The sequence below is a fragment of the Lysinibacillus phoenicis genome (assembly GCF_047238325.1).
Taxonomy (GTDB): Bacteria; Bacillota; Bacilli; order Bacillales_A; family Planococcaceae; genus Lysinibacillus; species Lysinibacillus irui.
Map to the genome: position 1 here is coordinate 410,368 of NZ_JBDFMP010000002.1, position 17,940 is coordinate 428,307.

The window sequence follows — 17,940 nt, forward strand, 5'->3', positions numbered from 1 at the left end:
TGTATAAAAGAGAGAATGAATTTTTATTGAAATAATATTATTAAAATAGTTTGTTGTTAATAAAGGTGAATGTAGAAGAAAATAATAACCTAAAAGAGAATATTGTGTTTTATATTATTTTAAGATTAAATTTTGCATAGGATCTAAAGGTGGATAATTGTGTTATATAACAATTATCTGATGCCTTGGGAAATAACAAAAAATAATAAAAAAACTTCTAAAAAATTTTTTTAAAAATAAGTTTTGTTTTAAAAATTTCACATGATAATATACCAAAAAAAGTTAATGTTCACAGGTTACACAAAAAGCGATCTGTAAGTAAGTTCATTATCTTGTATTTAGCTTGTATTATGAATAAAATAAGGTGATGAAATGAAGGGAAGTGGGGCAACTCAAATGAAAAAGAAAAGTATACTGCTAGTTTTAGTTTTAGCCTTAAGTAGTATTTTAGCTGCTTGCGGAGGTTACAAGTTTGAGCCAACATTAAATCTTGAGGTTCAAGATTTTACAGTAACCAATCAAAAAAATGAACAAGTACGCCTCGATGATCTGAAGGGAAAACCGTGGTTAGCCATGTTTATTTTTACAAACTGTACGACCATTTGTCCGCCAATGACATTTAATATGACAGAGGTCCAACAGGCACTTCAGGATGAGGGTTTAGAGGATTATCAAATTGTCGCCTTTAGTGTAGATCCAGAAGTGGATAAGCCAGAAGTATTAACGAATTACTTAAATACGTATAATGTTGTGGATGACAGCAAATGGCAGTTGTTAACAGGCTATCAACAAAAATTTATTGAACAATTCGCACGTAAATCATTCAATTCATTAGTTAAAAATGATCCTAACTCAGACCAAGTCATACATATGTCAAACTATTATTTAGTAAACGCAGACGGCACAGTTGTCAAAGACTATGATGGCGCGACAAACGTACCAGTAGAAACTATTGTTGGAGATATGAAAGCTCTTATTAAGGAAAGCAAATAACGCAGAGGTCCATGTGACTTCTGTGTTTTTTTATTGTCATAAGGGAAGAGTATAAGTTATTGACCTTCTCACTTTGATTCGTCTCGATTTTCTTTCTCAATATTGCAAAGAGTACACCATTACGATAGTGTTGTTTTCAGTTATCGTTCATTAACTTAAACTATTGAACTAATGAAATAAAGGAGGCTTCGAAATACATGAATAAACAGGACCAGCTTTCCATGATTAAGGACGACTTTATGAATTGTCAAAAGGTTCTATTGGCGATTGGTGATGAAACCCGACAATCAATTTTATTGGTTTTAATGGGAACAGATTGTCAAACTGGATTGCGTGTAGGAGAAATCACGGAACAAACACATCTTTCTCGACCCGCTGTGTCACATCATTTAAAGATTTTACGAGATGCTGGTGTTATTTTAATGCGAAAAGAAGGTACAAAAAATTTTTATTATATAGATATACGTACAAAATTAGGGTTATTAAAAAATCTTGTCTTAGATATCGAGACATTGTTAACGGAATATTATTGACGATAGATGATTTGGAGGAATAAACAATGAAAGCAATGGTGATTGATCGATATGGTAAAGCCCCAATGAGGTTGGCAGAAATGCCTACACCTGAAATTAATGAATATGAGGTACTCGCTGAAATTCATGCAGCTAGTATTAATCCAATTGATTTCAAAATACGTGATGGAAAGGTGAGGCTGTTAATACAATATAAAATGCCTCTTATCCTTGGCAATGATTTTTCCGGTGTTATTGTAAAAGTAGGCAAAAAAGTAACTCGTTTTAAAGTTGGGGATGAAATATATGCGCGCCCAAGGAAAAGTAAAATTGGTACCTTTGCAGAATATATCTCCATTCATGAAGGTGATATCGCCCTAAAGCCTAAAAATTTGAGCTTTGAAGAAGCTGCTTCGATTCCACTAGTAGGATTAACCTCATACCAAGCCTTACATGACATCATGCAATTACAAAAAGGTCAAAAGATATTAATTCATGCTGGCTCTGGTGGTGTTGGAACATTTGCAATTCAACTGGCAAAAGCAATGGGTGCCACAGTTGCTACAACGGCAAGTGAAGCTGGTGCCAATTTAGTGACCTCGTTAGGTGCAGATAAAGTGATAAATTATAAGAAAGAAAACTTTGAAGCTATTTTAAAAAATTACGATGCTGTCTTTGATACGCTTGGAGGAAAGACACTAGAAAAGTCTTTCAAAATTATTAAGAATGGTGGAAATATTGTAACCGTATCAGGCAGGCCAAATGCCCGCTTCGCCAAGGAATATGGTTCAGGATGGTGGAAAACCTTGTTATTTTCAGCAGCAAGTCGTAAGCTGACTGCACTGGAAAAGAAACATCATGCTCAATACTCATTTTTATTTATGAAGCCAAGTGGCGATCAATTGCGTATTATTGCTGATTTGATTGAGTCTGGTAGCATCAAACCAGTTATTGATAGAACTTTTTCATTTGAAGAAGCAGAAAAGGCTATGAAATATGCGGAATCTGGTAGAGCTAAAGGGAAGATCATAGTAAAAATTAAATAATATCATGTTCTAGCAAATGTTTCGTTTGTACAAACATGCCCTTCACGGTTTACGTTGTTAATTGTTTATTAGAACATATGTAGGCTAGAGAAGGGCTTTCTTTATGATATGGCTTCACTTGCCCAGAAATTTCTGAAAAAACAAAAAATGATGTTGACTTATGATAATCGTATTTTGTATTATGTATACATAAAACATAAAGAGTTTAAACCATTCATATAAATTCAATTTTTTAATTTCGTATGGTAAAGACTTAATAAAAAGGATGGATTATTATGGAAGGGGCACAATTAAAGCCGATTGAAAAAGAAAAAACAACACAGGACAAAGTGTATAAAGAAATTAAAAAAGCTATTTTATACGGTGGTATAACTAGTGATGAAATTTTTACAGAAGTTCAATTAGCTGAAAAATTAAATACGTCAAGAACGCCGGTAAGAGCTGCTCTTCAAGACTTGATAAAGGAAGGCTTACTTGTTTCTGTTCCAAGAAAAGGAATGACTGTGAAAAAACTAACCGAGGATGAACAAAAGGAAGTCTTTTTATTAAGAAGTGCAATTGAGGTAGAGGCAGTAAAAAAACTAATACAGATTATTACATCTCCTGATCAATTAAAATCACTAAAGCTCATTGTGGAGCAACAGGAAGAGGCGCTGCAAAATGATGATGCGATTCGTTTTATTGGACTCGACCATGAATTCCATCTATCACTTACAAAGTTAGCTAAATTTACTATTATGGAACAAATGCTGACGAATCTTCATAATCTAACACAGCTTATGGGTTTAAGAGCTGTTAGGCAGCCAGGACGAATGAAAAGTGTGCTAGAGGAACACCAACAAATTATTCAAGCTATAGAGGAAAAAAATCCTGACGCAGCTTCTGAAATGATTTTACATCATTTAGAAAAGACGAAAGAAACGTTAATGGTTATGGATAATTCCTAATAGCCATTAATGCTTTGAAGGGAGGTGTTAAAGGAAGTTACTACTGACTAGAGTCACTTCAAATTATTCAATTAGGGAATATCTAATCCTATTTTTTATTTTATTGAAAGCGCTTGCGGTGAAGTCTATATTAAATTATTGTAATTTTTAGAATTATTTCAGGAATCAATGTATACACAATACAGTATACAAAATACTTGATGGGGGTATTGATTGTCTGAAAGATTGTCTCTTTAACATCTATATAGTTAACACATTGGGAGGAATGAAAGATGGTTAGAACAAGTCAAGAGTATTTACAAGCATTGAAAGATGATAGAGCGATCTACATAAATGGAGAAAGAGTGAGAGATGTAGCGACTCATCCTGCTTTTAAAGGAATTACAAATACAATTGCTGGTTTATACGATTTAGCATTAGATGAATCACAAAATATGCTTTATAAAACTGAGGATGGAACGCTAGCAAATAAAATCTATATGATTCCCAAAAGTCGTGAGGAATTAAAGGAACGTAGATTGGCCATTTCTAAATGGTCTGAAGCAACTTGTGGATTTGTTGGCAGAAGTCCAGACCATGTCGCTAGTTTTTTAGCTTCATTTGCCAGTTCACCAGAAGTATTTGAACGTGGGGGAAAAGGTTTTGGAGAAAATGTGTTAAATTTCTATAAACATGTTCGAGATCATGATTTATATGTAACCTATGTTATCATTCCACCACAAATTGACCGAAGTAAAGCAGCTCATGAGCTAGAAGATAAATACCTCCCTGTAGGCGTTTATGAAGAAAAAGAGGATGGAATTGTAGTAAGAGGCTCTCAAATGCTTGGTACAGCTTCAGCCGTATCAGATTACTTATTTGTAAGCTGTCTTACGCCACTACGTCCTGGTGATGAAGACTATGCTTTATCCTTTGTCTTACCGATTAATGCAAAAGGGTTGAAATTTTATGCGAGACCTAGTTACGCTGAAAAATCACCAAGCACATTTGATTATCCTTTGTCTTCTCGCTTTGATGAAAGCGATTCGTTAGTTGTTTTTGATGATGTATTTATTCCATGGTCACATATTTTTGTCTACAAAAATATTGATATTGTAAGGGCCCAGTTCCATGAAACACCAGCTCACGTTTTAGGCAATAATCAAGCACAAATTAGATTTAGTAACAAATTAAAGTTTTTAATTGGTGCAGCACGTAAAGTGACAGCAATGAATGGTATTGATAAAATCCCTTCTGTTCAAGAAAAGCTAGGTGAATTAGCATCTATTGCAGCATCTGTAGAAGGTAATTTATTAGCTTCAGAATATAATTGTACGATTGATAAAAATGGGGTAGCTCGACCAGATCCACGTTTCCTTTATGGTGTAGTTGGTCAGCAGGATATTATTTATGCATCTACTATTCGAATTTTAAGAGAGCTTTGTGGTGGAGGTGTTTTACAATTGCCTTCCTCATATAAAGAAATGATCAATCCTGATACGAAAGATGATATATACCAATATATCCGTTCAACAGGGGTTGGTGCGGAAGAGAGAATCAAATTATTTAAGTTAGTATGGGACATTATTGGTTCAGAATTTGGTGGTAGACATCAACAATACGAATTGTTCTATAATGGAGCACCATTTGTAACGAAAGGCTACGCATTTAGAAATTACGGCTATGAAGAGCCAGTAAAAATGGTGGAAACATTTTTAGAAAGTTATTCTCTTCCTACTCAAGTCGAGGAACTAGTTTAGGAAATATTGAGAAAAGGAGGTTGAAAATATGAAGATTGCTTCCATCCAAATGGAGATTAAAGAGAATGAATCTAAAATCGCCCGTATAGATCGTGTGGAATCCATGATTGATAAGTTAAAAGGTCAAGATTTAATTGTGCTACCTGAAACATGGGCTACGGGATACTTTGCATTTGATCGATATGTTGATGAATCAGAGGAAATAAATGGAGATTTTGTCCAACGATTCTCTTCAAAGGCAAAAGAAGTTCAATCCTATCTTTTTGCAGGCAGTTTCATAGAAAGAAATAATGGAAAATTTTATAACACAAGTGTTCTATTTTCTCCTGATGGGGACCTAATAGGCACGTATAGAAAAATTCACCTATTCCGCTACGGTTCCCATGAAGGGAAAATCCTTACTAGAGGTAATGAAATCACTGTAGTTGATACAGATTTTGGGAAGGTTGGATTATCAACTTGCTATGATTTACGATTCCCTGAATTATATCGTGAACAGGTAGATTTAGGAGCAGAGCTACTTCTTGTTACATCCGCTTGGCCACATGCTAGATTAGAGCATTGGAAAATATTTAATACAGCTCGAGCATTAGAAAATCAATGTTTCTTAATTTCGAGTAATTGTGTAGGCAATACGCATGGCGTTCATTTAGGCGGACATAGTCAAGTGGTCGATCCTTGGGGAATTGTAATGGCAAGTGGAGGAGATGAAGAAACGATTGTAAAAACAGAAATTGATCCTTCTCAAATTGCGCACATTCGTGATGTTTTCCCTAATTTAAAGCATCGAGTTTTAGACAGACAGGAGGAGTACATTTGATGAATATTATCGTTTCAGGAAAGAGCATGGAGGTTACACCTAAACGCCTGCTTATTGCTGGCTATACAGGAAAAGATCAGGCATCTGTAAAAAAACATATTGATGAATTAAAAGCGATTGGCGTTCCAGCACCACCTCAAGTGCCGATGATTTACGATGTTTCAACAGATCTTATTACGACAAGCTCAGCTATTTCAGTAGTCAAAGAAACGAGTAGTGGTGAGGCTGAAGTCGTTATTATGAATGTGAAAGGACAATGGTATGTAGGACTAGGCAGTGATCACACGGATCGTGAGCTTGAAAAAGTCTCCATCCAAAAATCCAAACAGGTTTGCAGCAAGCCTATTTCATCACAATTTTGGTTACTGGATGACATTGCAAGTCGCTGGGATGACATTGAAATGAGAAGTTGGATGCTGGTGAATGGCGTGAAACAGGAATATCAAACGGGAACACTTGGTGAGTTCCTACATCCAAAAGATTTACTAACTATTATTGAAGACCGTGGATATTATTGTGAGGATATGATGATATTTTGTGGCACCTTACCAATTGTTACTGGAGAATTTATATACGGTGACGGTTTTTCAGCAGAATTATATGATCGTTTAACTGACCGAAAAATCGAATTAGATTACAAGGTTCATATTTTAGCAGATGCGGAGGTCGTTTGACATGGGAAAACCAGATATTGATGTGCTTATTAAACCAGAGCATGAATTTGTTAATTATAAAACGTTTGAGACAGTTGCTTCAAAAACGGTAGAAGGCTCCTCACAACGAATTATCGCAAAGATTCCGGGTACTGAAGTGGCAACACGTATTCTGGAATTAGGCGCAGGGGTAGATACGTCCCCAGATGGCGTACAAGTTCATGATTTCTGGGAAGAGTTATATATTATGGAAGGGTCGTTAATTGATTTACGCCTGAATAAGGAATTTTCAGCTGGTATGGTAGCATGTCGTCCACCTGGAATGGAGCATGGTCCGTGGAAATCACCAAACGGCTGTAAAATTTTCGAGGTTCGTTATTATGCGAATCAGGAGAAAGAAGAGCATGAATTTGTTGACTATAAAACGTTTGAGGCTATTCCTTCAAAAACGGTAGAAGGCTCCTCACAACGAATTATCGCACAAATTCCAGGTACTGAAGTAGCAACACGTATTCTTGAACTAGGTGCAGGGGCAGACACTTCCCCAGATGGTGTACAAGTTCATGATTTCTGGGAAGAATTATACATTATCGAAGGATCCTTAATCGACTTACGCCTGAATGAGGAATTTTCAGCTGGTATGGTAGCATGTCGACCTCCTGGCATGGAGCATGGACCTTGGAAATCACCAAATGGCTGCAAAATTTTTGAAGTTCGCTACTACTCAAATAAAGAGTAAGCATAGAAGAGAAGCTAATTAGATGGGGTGAAGAATCTCATCTAAAATGCCTCTGGTCAACACCTACACTTTTTATTGTCCTTTAATGTATACACAGTACAGTATACATTTATATAACTTGTAAGGAAGGTGAAGCAAAGTGGAAGTTTTGTATTTAACACATCCATTGAACGGGCATGTTGCCATTCAAGAACCACATGTGATGGCTTTAGGTTTTTTCGATGGCGTTCATTTAGGTCACCAATATTTATTACAGCAAGCAAAGAAAGTAGCTAATAAAAAAAAGTTAAAATTGTCAGTAATGACTTTTCATCCTCATCCTAGTGAAATTATTAAATGTGAAACAGATAGAAAATATATTACCCCGTTATCTTCTAAACTTGAAGAAATGTCTCAATTCGGTGTTGATAGAGTTTTGGTAATGGAATTCACATTGCTTTTCGCTTCACTTCCTGCAAGTGAATTTATTAATCAATATATAATCAATCTCCATGCTACACATGTTGTCGCGGGTTTTGACTTTACCTTTGGTTGTAAAGCGCAAGGAAATGTAGATTTTTTTCGAAAGGCTAGTTTATCCAATCCCTTTGATGTAACGGTCATCCCCAAAAGAATTACGAATGATAACAAGATAAGCTCAACGTTGATTAGAGAATTAATAAGTGAAGGTGATGTTCACTTAGTTCCCTATTACTTAGGAAAGCATTATGAAATAAAGGGAAGCTCCCATTACCCAAAAGATCTGTTTATCTGTCAGCAGTTGAATAGTATGGAGTTTCATATTCAAGAGAAATATGTGATGCCAAAACCAGGCTTGTATAAAGTTGAAATAGCTTATGGAGATAGAACCATTCAAGGCTTTTTAAAACATAGTGGCTCCAATGATTCCAGGGTAGAACTGAATAGTAATAAACTAGATAGGCTAAAAGAGGGAAATCATCAAGAAATGACTGTAAAATTTTTTAACAAGGTCGCTTATATGGATAGTATCCCTATTTGGAATTAAAGTTTAACTACAAAATGGTATTAAAAATCAAATAGTTGGGGGAATGTGATGAATGGGAAATGAAAAATCAACTGCAAGTTCCCGAAAAGTATTATTTGCTAGTTTAGTAGGCAGTACCATTGAATTTTACGATTTCTTTCTTTATGGTACTGTGGCAGCACTTGTTTTCAATAAATTGTTTTTCCCAAGCCATGATCCGTATGTAAGTTTGTTACTCGCTTATGCATCCTTTGGTGTCACATTTTTTATTCGACCTCTTGGCGGCCTGATTTTTAGTCATATGGGTGATAAGTTCGGAAGGAAAAATACCCTTGTCGTTTCATTACTATTAATGGGCATATCCACAGTATGTATAGGCTTGCTCCCAACCTATAGTACAATTGGAATTTTTGCACCTATTCTGCTTGTGTTTTTAAGACTTCTTCAAGGTATTGCAGTGGGTGGAGAATGGGGAGGAGCTGTTCTCTTAGCAGTAGAAAATGCACCAAAACAAAAGAGAGGTTTCTATGGCAGTTTCCCCGCGATGGGAATTCCTCTTGGTATGTTACTTGGTACAACGGCTATTTCAATCGTCAGTTTACTACCAGAGGCTCAATTCCTTTCGTGGGGCTGGAGACTGCCTTTTCTACTAAGTGCAGTTCTGGTAATTACTGGTTTTTGGATACGCCGTGGCATAGAAGAAACATCAGCATTCAGTGAAGAAAAGCAAAAAGGTAATGTGGTAAAGGTTCCGCTTTTTGAAACAATACGTTACCATTGGAAAGCCGTCTTCATTTCATTGGGGGCAAAATGTGTGGAAGTAGGTCCATTCTATCTTTTCACAACCTTTTTTATCTCCTATGCAACAGAGCACATAGGCTTTTCGAGGACTACCGCATTAAACATTATAACTGTTGCAACCATTGTGACGACACTTTGTATTCCAATCATGGGGAAAATATCAGATGTATTGGGGCGTAAGCGCCTTTTCATGATGGGAGCAGCTGGAATCGCAGTCTTTTCTTTCCCTTACTATTATTTATTATCAACACAATCAACATTTTGGGCTTATGCCGCTTCCATTATAGGTTTAGGAATTCTCTGGTCTTCCATTGCCAGTATCATTGGCACCATGTTTACAGAGATGTTCAGTACAAATGTTGGGTATACAGGCATTACACTTGGTTATCAAGCAGGGTCCGCATTGTTTGGCGGAACTGCACCTATGATTGCTACAGTTTTACTAAGTACTTATCATAACTCTTGGATGCCACTCGCTTTATTTATTGCGATCCTTTCTGTAGCTTCTTTTATCTCTGTAACATTTTTACGTAAAACGCAAGTGATGGAGGAGAGCCTAGTAGATCAATCACTACCACAGAAAGAACTAGTTGTTAAATAACAGAATCCACGATCAATAGTCTGAATATTTAATTATTTAAGAAGGTTAAAATACGAAAAATTTTGAGGAGGAAATCATATGATGGACGATAGAACATTTAGAAATGCAATGGGGAAATTTGCTACTGGGGTGACAGTTATTACAACAGTTATGGATGGGGAAGCACACGGTATGACGGCTAATGCATTTATGTCCGTTTCGCTTGACCCTAAACTGGTCTTAATATCCATTGGTGAAAAAGCAAAAATGCTAGATAAAATTAATACTACAGGAAAATTTACAGTTAACATTTTATCAGAGGAACAAAAAGATCTATCGATGCATTTTGCAGGACAAATAAAAGAAGAGCGTGCGATTGATTTTGATTGGGTAAATGAACTACCTATTATTAAAAATGCATTAGCTAGCATCGTATGTAATGTCCATAGCAAACAAATAGCTGGAGATCATACACTCTTTATTGGGGAAGTAACGGATATTGTGACTAATGATGGCGCACCTCTTGCGTTCTTTGAAGGCAAATACAGCAAAGTTAGTCAGCCAATAAGCTTATAACCATCTGTTAAACATCTTCCAATAAAAAATCGAAACCATCGTTTGAGCATTATTTGTTCGAACGATGGTTTTATCTTGTTTTAAACTTTTCCTTTTTCAAGTTGGAAAATGGACTGCTTAATTGCTATAGTTATGGATGTTTTTATTCAATCCTAAGGTTGATAAAATCACATCACAATACGAGTAGGAGTGATAACAATGGTTAAGGTACGTTACAAAGTAAGAGAAGTCGAGAAGGTACCCCTCTATTATAAAAACTGTTCTGAGGTGTGGTTGATTGATGGTGAAAAAACATTTCAAACCCTTATTTTTAGGTAATTTTTAAAATATGTTCAAGCACTTCCGGCTATAACAAAACGTGATGTTGGTATATTTTAAGGTGTTGGTAAAAATATCTCCACTTTTTCCATATGCACCATAAAAAAGTACATTTTCTAGTTTCCTCTTAATTTCAGATAAGTAACTCAATATCTATACAGAAAGGAAATTTAGATCTTAAATTTACCTTATAATTTACAGATCTAAAAGGAATTGAAGATTGGGCAATAGAATACATTAGAGGATATGTGAAGGAGGATGGACTATGGTCAAAACGATAATGATAGTTGATGATGATCCTAATATTGTAGACTTGTTGAAACTTTACTTAAATGCTGAAGGGTATATTACATTAGAAGCGTTAGATGGCAAAACTGCTTTCGATCAGTTGAAAAATCAAGCAATTGATCTTGCCATTATTGATATAATGATGCCAATCATCGATGGTTACGAACTACTAAAAATGATTCGTCAAGAATATAAAATCCCGGTTATTTTACTATCGGCCAAAAACCAAGACTACGATAAAATAACAGGGCTGAAATTAGGAGCAGATGATTATATTTCTAAACCATTTAGCCCTTTAGAAGTGGTTGCTAGAATACAAGCACAGTTGCGGAGGTTTTATGAATTTAATGATTCATTTTCTACTCAACAATCCTCTCAACTAAAGTTAGGACATTTACTTTTGTCCCATCGCGAATGTGTGTTATATATCAAAGACAAACCGATTCCACTCAGTGCTCGAGAATACGAACTGTTAAAACTTTTGATGAGTGAACCAGGACGTGTCTTTACAAAAAAACAAATTTTTGAACGTGCATGGAATGAGTATTATATTGCAGATGACAATGCAATTATGGTTCAAATCAGCAGAATTCGCGAAAAGATTGAAGAGTGTCCAAGGAAACCAGTATATATAAAAACCATTCGCGGCCTTGGTTATCGTTTTGCCAAGAAAGATGAGCTGACTCCATGAAATCAAAGAATAGACTTCAGCGTATGTTAATTGTTACATATAGTTATTTTTTTATAATAATCGCACTTATTGCTGCCTTTTCATTGTTTATATTAAATGAGCAGATTCTTAATTATTTTACGGACACCGCTCATGAAAACGATATTGTCCTATCTAAAGCGGTTAACACTATGGATCGACAGGATAATCAAAACCACGAACAGGTCTTTTACAACATGCTCTTGCAAACGCTTCTTCTCTTTATCACTTTACTAACGATTACTGTGTATATTTTTGGGAAATGGACGGCATCAAGGCTTACCACACCTCTTCGTTCAATTGCAGATGGTATCCAGGATATTGCTCGTGGTCAATACAATAAGCGACTAAACTTTAAAGCAAGTTATGAACTTGCACAAATTCAAGGCGATTTTAACATCATGGCAGAACAACTAGAACGATTGGAGAAGGAAAAGCAACGCCTAGAGGAGAGCAAGCATCGTATGCTTGTTGACCTCTCTCATGATCTAAAGACACCGATTACCACAATTAGAGGTTATATAGAAGCAATAGAATTGGGGCTAATTAATGAAGACGAGCGACGGCAACGAATTTTACGCTTAATCTCTGACAAAGCAGAGCTCTTATCAATACTTATTGACGACATTTTTACTTTATCTAAACTAGATAGCCCTCAGTATCCTTTTAATGTTCAAATAGCTGATATAGCTGAATTTACGAGACAAATCGCTGCAGAATATTATGAAGTATTTTCAGAAAAAAATTTTATTTTTCAATTTGATATCCCTAAAGGTGAAATCAATTTTCCATTTAACTACACATGGTTATACCGAGCTATATCTAATATTCTCACGAATGCATTAAAATATAACCCGCCAGGTACAACCGTACAATTGAAGCTTTTAACAACGGTAAAAGGTATTGAAATTCATATTCAAGATGACGGGGTCGGCATTCCAAAAGCAATTATAGAAAACATATTTGAAGCGTTTGTTCGTGGAGATCCATCGCGCAAGAGCGATGGTGGTACAGGGTTAGGGCTAGCGATTGCCAAACAAGTTATCGAAAAACATAGTGGAAATATTACGCTGACATCGAATGGTGGGACGAGTTTCACAATCTTCTTACCTCAAAATGTTCTAACTCCCAACTAATTTATTTTTCTAAATATACATGCATAAATGTAAGGTTATTGAAAGAAAGATGAAAGCAGGTGGAAAGAGTATTCCTATAACCTACAATAGAGTTTTTAGATTGTAGGTAGGAGGATGAAAAATTGGTAGAATTTAAAAAAAGGAAACTCACATATTTTGTTAGAAAGTTAAATGAAAAACGAAAGCGTATAGAGCCATTGTCATTTGGTTGGAATGGTGCAGCTATTGCTTTAAGTACTTTGGCAATTCTTTTAATTTTGATTCAAGGTAAATTTTTATTAGATCAGCGTAGCTTATTAGACAACACTATTGGAATCCTTATATTTATTTTATTCGTAGCACTTTTAAGTGGGGTTATTACTCTCTTATTACATGGAGTCAAAATAATTCCTAGTCGTTATATATGGGTACTGTTTAGTTCACTTATATTTCTCTTGTTCTGCTTTATCGGCCCTTTGAATGTAGCAATCCCATTTATTCTATTTGTAGCAGTTGCCGTTTCCTTATGGGGTGGACTACTATACAAATGGTTGAAGGGCAGTTACAGAAATGTAAAAAGAAATAAAAAAATTAGCGTACTCACTTGGTTACTTGTGCTGACTATTGGGATAGGTGTATGGGGCTATTGGCTCATTCATCCTGGAGAAGCCAACGCTCCAGAGGTTATTTTAAAGCAGCTGAAAACATCGGATCGGTATGACAATGTCTTGCTTCATAACCCAGCGAAACCAGGCAGCTATCCAGTTAAGAAGCTCACTTACGGTAGTCCGAACACTTATCGGGAAGAATTTAACCAAAAAAATTCTTTATTAACTAAAACTGTAGATGCTAGCGATTTTGTAGAAAAGTGGTCTTCTATTCGTACGAGAACACTTGGTTTTGGACCTGATACAATGCCGTTAAATGGTCATGTATGGTACCCAGAGGGGAAAGGAGACTTTCCTTTAGTATTGATTGTTCATGGAAACCATTTAATGACTGATTACTCTGATACAGGTTACGAATATTTAGCTAACCTTCTTGCGAGTAGAGGGTATATTGTTGTATCTATAGATGAGAATTTTCTTAATGTTTCTCCCTACAATGATATGTTTTTGGTCAGTCCACTAGTGAATGAGAATCCAGCAAGAGGTTTATTATTATTGGAACATTTACAGACGTGGAAAGAATGGAACAGCACTAAAAATAATCTATTTTATCAAAAGGTGGATATGGAACAAATTGCCTTGATAGGGCATTCCAGAGGCGGAGAAGCAATCGCAATTGCCGCTGCTTTTAATAAAATGCAACACCCTCCTAATAACGGAAATATTCAATTTGATTATAACTTCAATATACGATCGCTTATTTCCCTTGCTGGTACTGATGGACAATTCTTACCATCAGGGAAACTACTTCCGCTAGAGAATTTAAATTATTTAGCGCTGCAAGGGGCTCATGATATGGATGTTAATGGCTTTGATAGTTCTAACCAGCAATATCGTATTTCTTATACCGATAAACAAGATTATATGAGTGCTTCTGTCTATATTTACGGCGCTAATCATGGTCAATTTAATGAAGAATGGGGACGAGGCGATTTACCTGGTACGGCTAACCTACTATATAATCTAAAACAAATTATACCGCGCGATCATCAAGAAACTATCGCTAAAGTATTGATATCTGCTTTTCTAGATAGTACGTTGAAAGAAAAGAAACAATACAAAGAGATATTTAAAGATTTAGGTTATGCTAAAGAGTGGCTTCCTGACACGCTATATATTAATAATTACTACGATTCGCAAACATCTTTAATTGCTACGTATAATGAGGATATTGATCTAAACACAACCACTGTCCCAGACGGAAAACTGTCAGGTGAAAATTTAAAGGAGTGGAAAGAAGAAAAAGTCAAAATGAAATTAAAAGAGGCCGATTACAGCGCTGTTCATTTAGGTTGGGAATCTAATGACTCTCCTCCAGCTTCTTATACAGTGACACTACCTAATAGAGGGATTGAGATACAGAAAAATGATTCTATAGTATTTTCAGTCGCAAATGATGCAAAGGATGGAAAGGAAATAAAAAAAGAGACGCTGATTGATTTTACAATCACTGTAGAAGATAGCGACGGTAATAAAGCAAGTCTGCCTCTTCATCATATTTCCAAATTAACACCAGCAGTAAAGGGAAGAGTGCTTAAAAAACCTTTTTCTAATTTAGGCAATATTTCAGAGCCGGTATTTCAGCATTACGATTTTTTATTAAATGATTTTAAAGACATGAATCCTCAGTTTGATTCTTTGAAATTGAAAAAAATACATTTTCAATTTAATTTAACGAAGCAGGGGACGGTTTTAATAAATAATATTGGTTTTAGAAATGAAAAATGATGTGAATTTGAAATTTAGATTAAGTTAGATAAAATATTGATTTCTAATATTTAGATATATAGATTTATGATTGATGAGTGTTTTCAAGGACAGGGATATGGAAAGTATGCAAGAATACATTAGGAGTAGAAATGATTATACGGATAGTCATATTGTTAAGCCATATACAAACAATATCGTACTTAATCCAATATTGATTTTGTATGTAAAAACCGAAGGCTAGGCATGATAACATACCTACTATTAAATACGTGGTTTCACTAATAAAAATGAAATAATCAATCTAGTCATATGATGAAAAACATAGTTGTGAAATTTCTATATATTTGAAGTAATTATTATTACTTAAGGGAAAGGGAGGTAGATAACTTGAGTTATCAAATTATAACATTACCAGCCTATCGGGCAGTAGGATTAAAATGGGAGGGAACGTTCTCTGAAATTGTACCTCATTTAAAAAATATCATTCAACAAGTTCAAGACCGTGCCGATGAGCTAGAGAATAGGGTGAATCCTACTATTCAATTAGGTTTGTCTTATCATGTAATTGACAATGGATTCACACATTACGCGGTGTATGAAGTGAGTGAGGAGCAGGAAATTCCTGAGGGAATGATTGAAATATCGGTTCCTGAATGGACGTATGTGAAGACAACACATAACAAAGGAGAAGATATTCAAAAAACCTATACGGACTTACATCACTGGTTAGTTGATAGCGACTATACCGCATATAGAGAAGCTGGTGTAGATTACTCTGATCCTTACATGCCGATTAAGCATGAACATTATCCAGTTGATCAAGATCCGAACGATCCACATTTTGATATTTATATACCGATTGTAAAAAAATAGTGTTTTCTTAAATACAATCAGGCTCATAAAAAAGAATCCGTTTTGATTAATTTTCTATCAGAACGGATTCCTTTTATTATTTAATAAAGAACACGCCATAAATAAAAGGTAGCGTATGATTCCCAGTTTTTCCATGGACACGATAATTCTACTATTTCATCTTTCGTAGGTTTACGGTCCATATTCCGTATTAGTTTTATCGAATTAATAAGACCCACATCATCGATTGGAAAAGCTGTCTGGAACCTAAGGCAGCGCATTAGAACATAATTGGCTGTCCAAGGACCGATGCCTCGTATTTTAAGTAAGCTTTTTTCAGCATCCTTAAAGCTCATGTTCATTAGTTGTTCCCTCGATAATGCTCCATCTGCCATTAAATTAGCAATACCAATGATATATTCACTTTTTTTTACAGTCATTTTAATATCCGCTAAGTCGGTAGGTGTTAATTGTGCAATTTGTTCGTACGAAGGGAAAACCCAATACTTTTTACCATTCCATTCGACTGAATCCCCATATTTTTCTACGAATTGCCTCTTTAAGGAGTACGCAAAGGATAAATTAATTTGTTGCCCTAAAACTCCCCAGCATAAAGCTTCAAATAAATCAGGAATACCGATCACTCGCAATCCATAAAATTTTTGAGCAGGCATTTTAAGTAATGGGTCTGTTTTTGCCATTTCAAAAAATGAGGTTAAATCGTTATTTAGATCAAACCACTCATAAATATAGTTCACAACCTCTTCTCTTTTCCACTTTTCAATAGGTCTAGAATCATTTAAAAAATGAACATTCATTTGTTTATTATTCATTACATTTATCTGAACTAAGGACCGAATTTCCCCGATAGCTATAACTTTTGTTATGACATCGTTCTCTATAGCATACATGCATTCATTTTTTTCCCTTGTTAGATAGCCTAGGTTTGCATCCTTATCAAAATCATCGGGTAATGTAATAACTATCACACCATTGACTTCATCCCATGTCACATTTCATTCTCCTCATCTTATTAAGAGTAATTTTACTTTACCACATCATAATCTTTCTTTATTTTGTTATCTTGCTATTACATTCTAAACACCTTATTTTTTTAGAATGATGGGGTTATAGTGTTATTTATCAAGAATGCTAACTAGGAGTGGATAAAGGTGGTCCAAGATATTAGAACACGCGTTGCAAACTTAAATTGGAAATTAATTCAAAATGAATTAGATGAGCAAGGATTTGCAAAGCTTCCAGTGATTTTAACAAAAGAGGAATGTGAGCACTTCATAGAATTGTATTGTCAGGAAGATCCATTCCGAACAACCATCAATATGAAGAGATACCGCTTCGGGAGTGGAGAGTACAAATATTTTTCCTATCCATTACCTGAAATCATCCAAAGTTTAAGAGAGTCTTTTTATTTTGAAATGGCCAAAACAGCCAATCGATGGTTAGGTTATTTCAAGAAATCAAAACAGTTTCCAGATCATCTTCAAGATTTTTTAAACATCTGTGAAAAATATGACCAAACTAGACCGACACCTTTACTATTAAAGTATGAAACAGGTGGGTTTAATTGTTTGCATCAAGATTTATATGGTGACGTATTTTTCCCGTTTCAAGTCGTATTTGTGTTAAATCAACGCGATCATGACTTCTGCGGTGGAGAATCTCTATTAGTGGAACAAATTCCTCGTGCTCAGAGCAGGGGACATGTCATTACACTAGAACAAGGGAGTGCGCTAATTTTCCCTACTAACCATAGACCCGTTCTAGGTAAAAAAGGATATTACAAAAATACAGTTCGGCACGGAGTAAGCACAGTTACTTCTGGAGAACGATACGGTCTTGGAATCATTTTTCATGATTCTAAATAAAAA

General features: G+C 35.3%; 17 protein-coding genes. 16 read left to right on the plus strand and 1 reads right to left on the minus strand.

Annotation, left to right across the window (positions count from 1 at the left end; genetic code table 11):
* The first annotated feature begins 396 nt into the window (after positions 1-396).
* From ABC382_RS03250 to ABC382_RS03320, 15 genes are all read left to right on the plus strand, one after another.
* Positions 397-993 carry an SCO family protein gene (locus ABC382_RS03250; protein ID WP_274793183.1) on the plus strand — a complete coding sequence of 199 codons (597 nt, stop codon included), beginning with the start codon at positions 397-399 and terminating at the stop codon, positions 991-993.
* Positions 994-1,190: 197 nt separating this feature from the next.
* Positions 1,191-1,526 carry an ArsR/SmtB family transcription factor gene (locus tag ABC382_RS03255; protein WP_312506689.1) on the plus strand — a complete coding sequence of 112 codons (336 nt, stop codon included), beginning with the start codon at positions 1,191-1,193 and terminating at the stop codon, positions 1,524-1,526.
* 26 nt (positions 1,527-1,552) lie between these two features.
* Positions 1,553-2,551: an NADP-dependent oxidoreductase gene (locus ABC382_RS03260; RefSeq protein ID WP_322610796.1), complete on the plus strand. Its 999-nt coding sequence runs from the start codon at positions 1,553-1,555 to the stop codon at positions 2,549-2,551.
* A gap of 275 nt (positions 2,552-2,826) precedes the next feature.
* The gene (locus ABC382_RS03265; RefSeq protein ID WP_274793180.1) at positions 2,827-3,498 is read left to right on the plus strand and encodes a GntR family transcriptional regulator; all 672 of its coding nucleotides are present in this window, start codon (positions 2,827-2,829) and stop codon (positions 3,496-3,498) included.
* Positions 3,499-3,770: 272 nt separating this feature from the next.
* Complete coding sequence (locus ABC382_RS03270) at positions 3,771-5,237, plus strand: 4-hydroxyphenylacetate 3-hydroxylase family protein (RefSeq protein ID WP_274793179.1); 1,467 nt, start codon at positions 3,771-3,773, stop codon at positions 5,235-5,237.
* 28 nt (positions 5,238-5,265) lie between these two features.
* A complete protein-coding gene (locus tag ABC382_RS03275) occupies positions 5,266-6,057 on the plus strand; it encodes a carbon-nitrogen family hydrolase (protein ID WP_322610799.1) in 792 nt (263 codons plus the stop codon).
* Positions 6,057-6,731, plus strand: a complete 675-nt coding sequence (locus tag ABC382_RS03280; RefSeq protein ID WP_274797329.1) for a DUF2848 family protein — start codon at positions 6,057-6,059, stop codon at positions 6,729-6,731. The genes ABC382_RS03275 and ABC382_RS03280 overlap by 1 nt, the downstream gene beginning before the upstream one ends.
* Before the next feature lies 1 nt (position 6,732).
* Complete coding sequence (locus ABC382_RS03285; protein WP_322605167.1) at positions 6,733-7,449, plus strand: cupin domain-containing protein; 717 nt, start codon at positions 6,733-6,735, stop codon at positions 7,447-7,449.
* Positions 7,450-7,588: 139 nt separating this feature from the next.
* Positions 7,589-8,455 carry an FAD synthetase family protein gene (locus ABC382_RS03290; protein WP_322610800.1) on the plus strand — a complete coding sequence of 289 codons (867 nt, stop codon included), beginning with the start codon at positions 7,589-7,591 and terminating at the stop codon, positions 8,453-8,455.
* A gap of 52 nt (positions 8,456-8,507) precedes the next feature.
* Positions 8,508-9,836, plus strand: coding sequence for an MFS transporter (locus ABC382_RS03295; protein ID WP_322610801.1), 1,329 nt, complete (start codon positions 8,508-8,510; stop codon positions 9,834-9,836).
* 81 nt (positions 9,837-9,917) lie between these two features.
* Positions 9,918-10,391 (plus strand): flavin reductase family protein, encoded by a 474-nt coding sequence (locus tag ABC382_RS03300; protein ID WP_412927250.1) that lies wholly within the window; start codon positions 9,918-9,920, stop codon positions 10,389-10,391.
* 583 nt (positions 10,392-10,974) lie between these two features.
* Positions 10,975-11,688 carry a response regulator transcription factor gene (locus ABC382_RS03305; RefSeq protein ID WP_322610802.1) on the plus strand — a complete coding sequence of 238 codons (714 nt, stop codon included), beginning with the start codon at positions 10,975-10,977 and terminating at the stop codon, positions 11,686-11,688.
* Positions 11,685-12,842: a sensor histidine kinase gene (locus ABC382_RS03310; protein ID WP_322610803.1), complete on the plus strand. Its 1,158-nt coding sequence runs from the start codon at positions 11,685-11,687 to the stop codon at positions 12,840-12,842. Before ABC382_RS03305 ends, ABC382_RS03310 begins: the two co-directional genes overlap by 4 nt.
* Positions 12,843-12,964: 122 nt before the next feature.
* Positions 12,965-15,217: a poly(ethylene terephthalate) hydrolase family protein gene (locus ABC382_RS03315; protein ID WP_322610804.1), complete on the plus strand. Its 2,253-nt coding sequence runs from the start codon at positions 12,965-12,967 to the stop codon at positions 15,215-15,217.
* A 369-nt stretch (positions 15,218-15,586) separates the two neighbouring features.
* Positions 15,587-16,072 carry a GyrI-like domain-containing protein gene (locus tag ABC382_RS03320; RefSeq protein WP_322610805.1) on the plus strand — a complete coding sequence of 162 codons (486 nt, stop codon included), beginning with the start codon at positions 15,587-15,589 and terminating at the stop codon, positions 16,070-16,072.
* 80 nt (positions 16,073-16,152) lie between these two features.
* Here ABC382_RS03320 and ABC382_RS03325 read toward each other — a convergent pair whose 3' ends face one another.
* Positions 16,153-17,064, minus strand: a complete 912-nt coding sequence (locus ABC382_RS03325; protein WP_322610806.1) for a DNA-3-methyladenine glycosylase family protein — start codon at positions 17,062-17,064, stop codon at positions 16,153-16,155.
* Positions 17,065-17,223: 159 nt separating this feature from the next.
* On the opposite strand from ABC382_RS03325, the gene ABC382_RS03330 reads away from it, so the two are divergent.
* Complete coding sequence (locus tag ABC382_RS03330; RefSeq protein WP_412926560.1) at positions 17,224-17,937, plus strand: 2OG-Fe(II) oxygenase; 714 nt, start codon at positions 17,224-17,226, stop codon at positions 17,935-17,937.
* Positions 17,938-17,940: the final 3 nt, after the last annotated feature.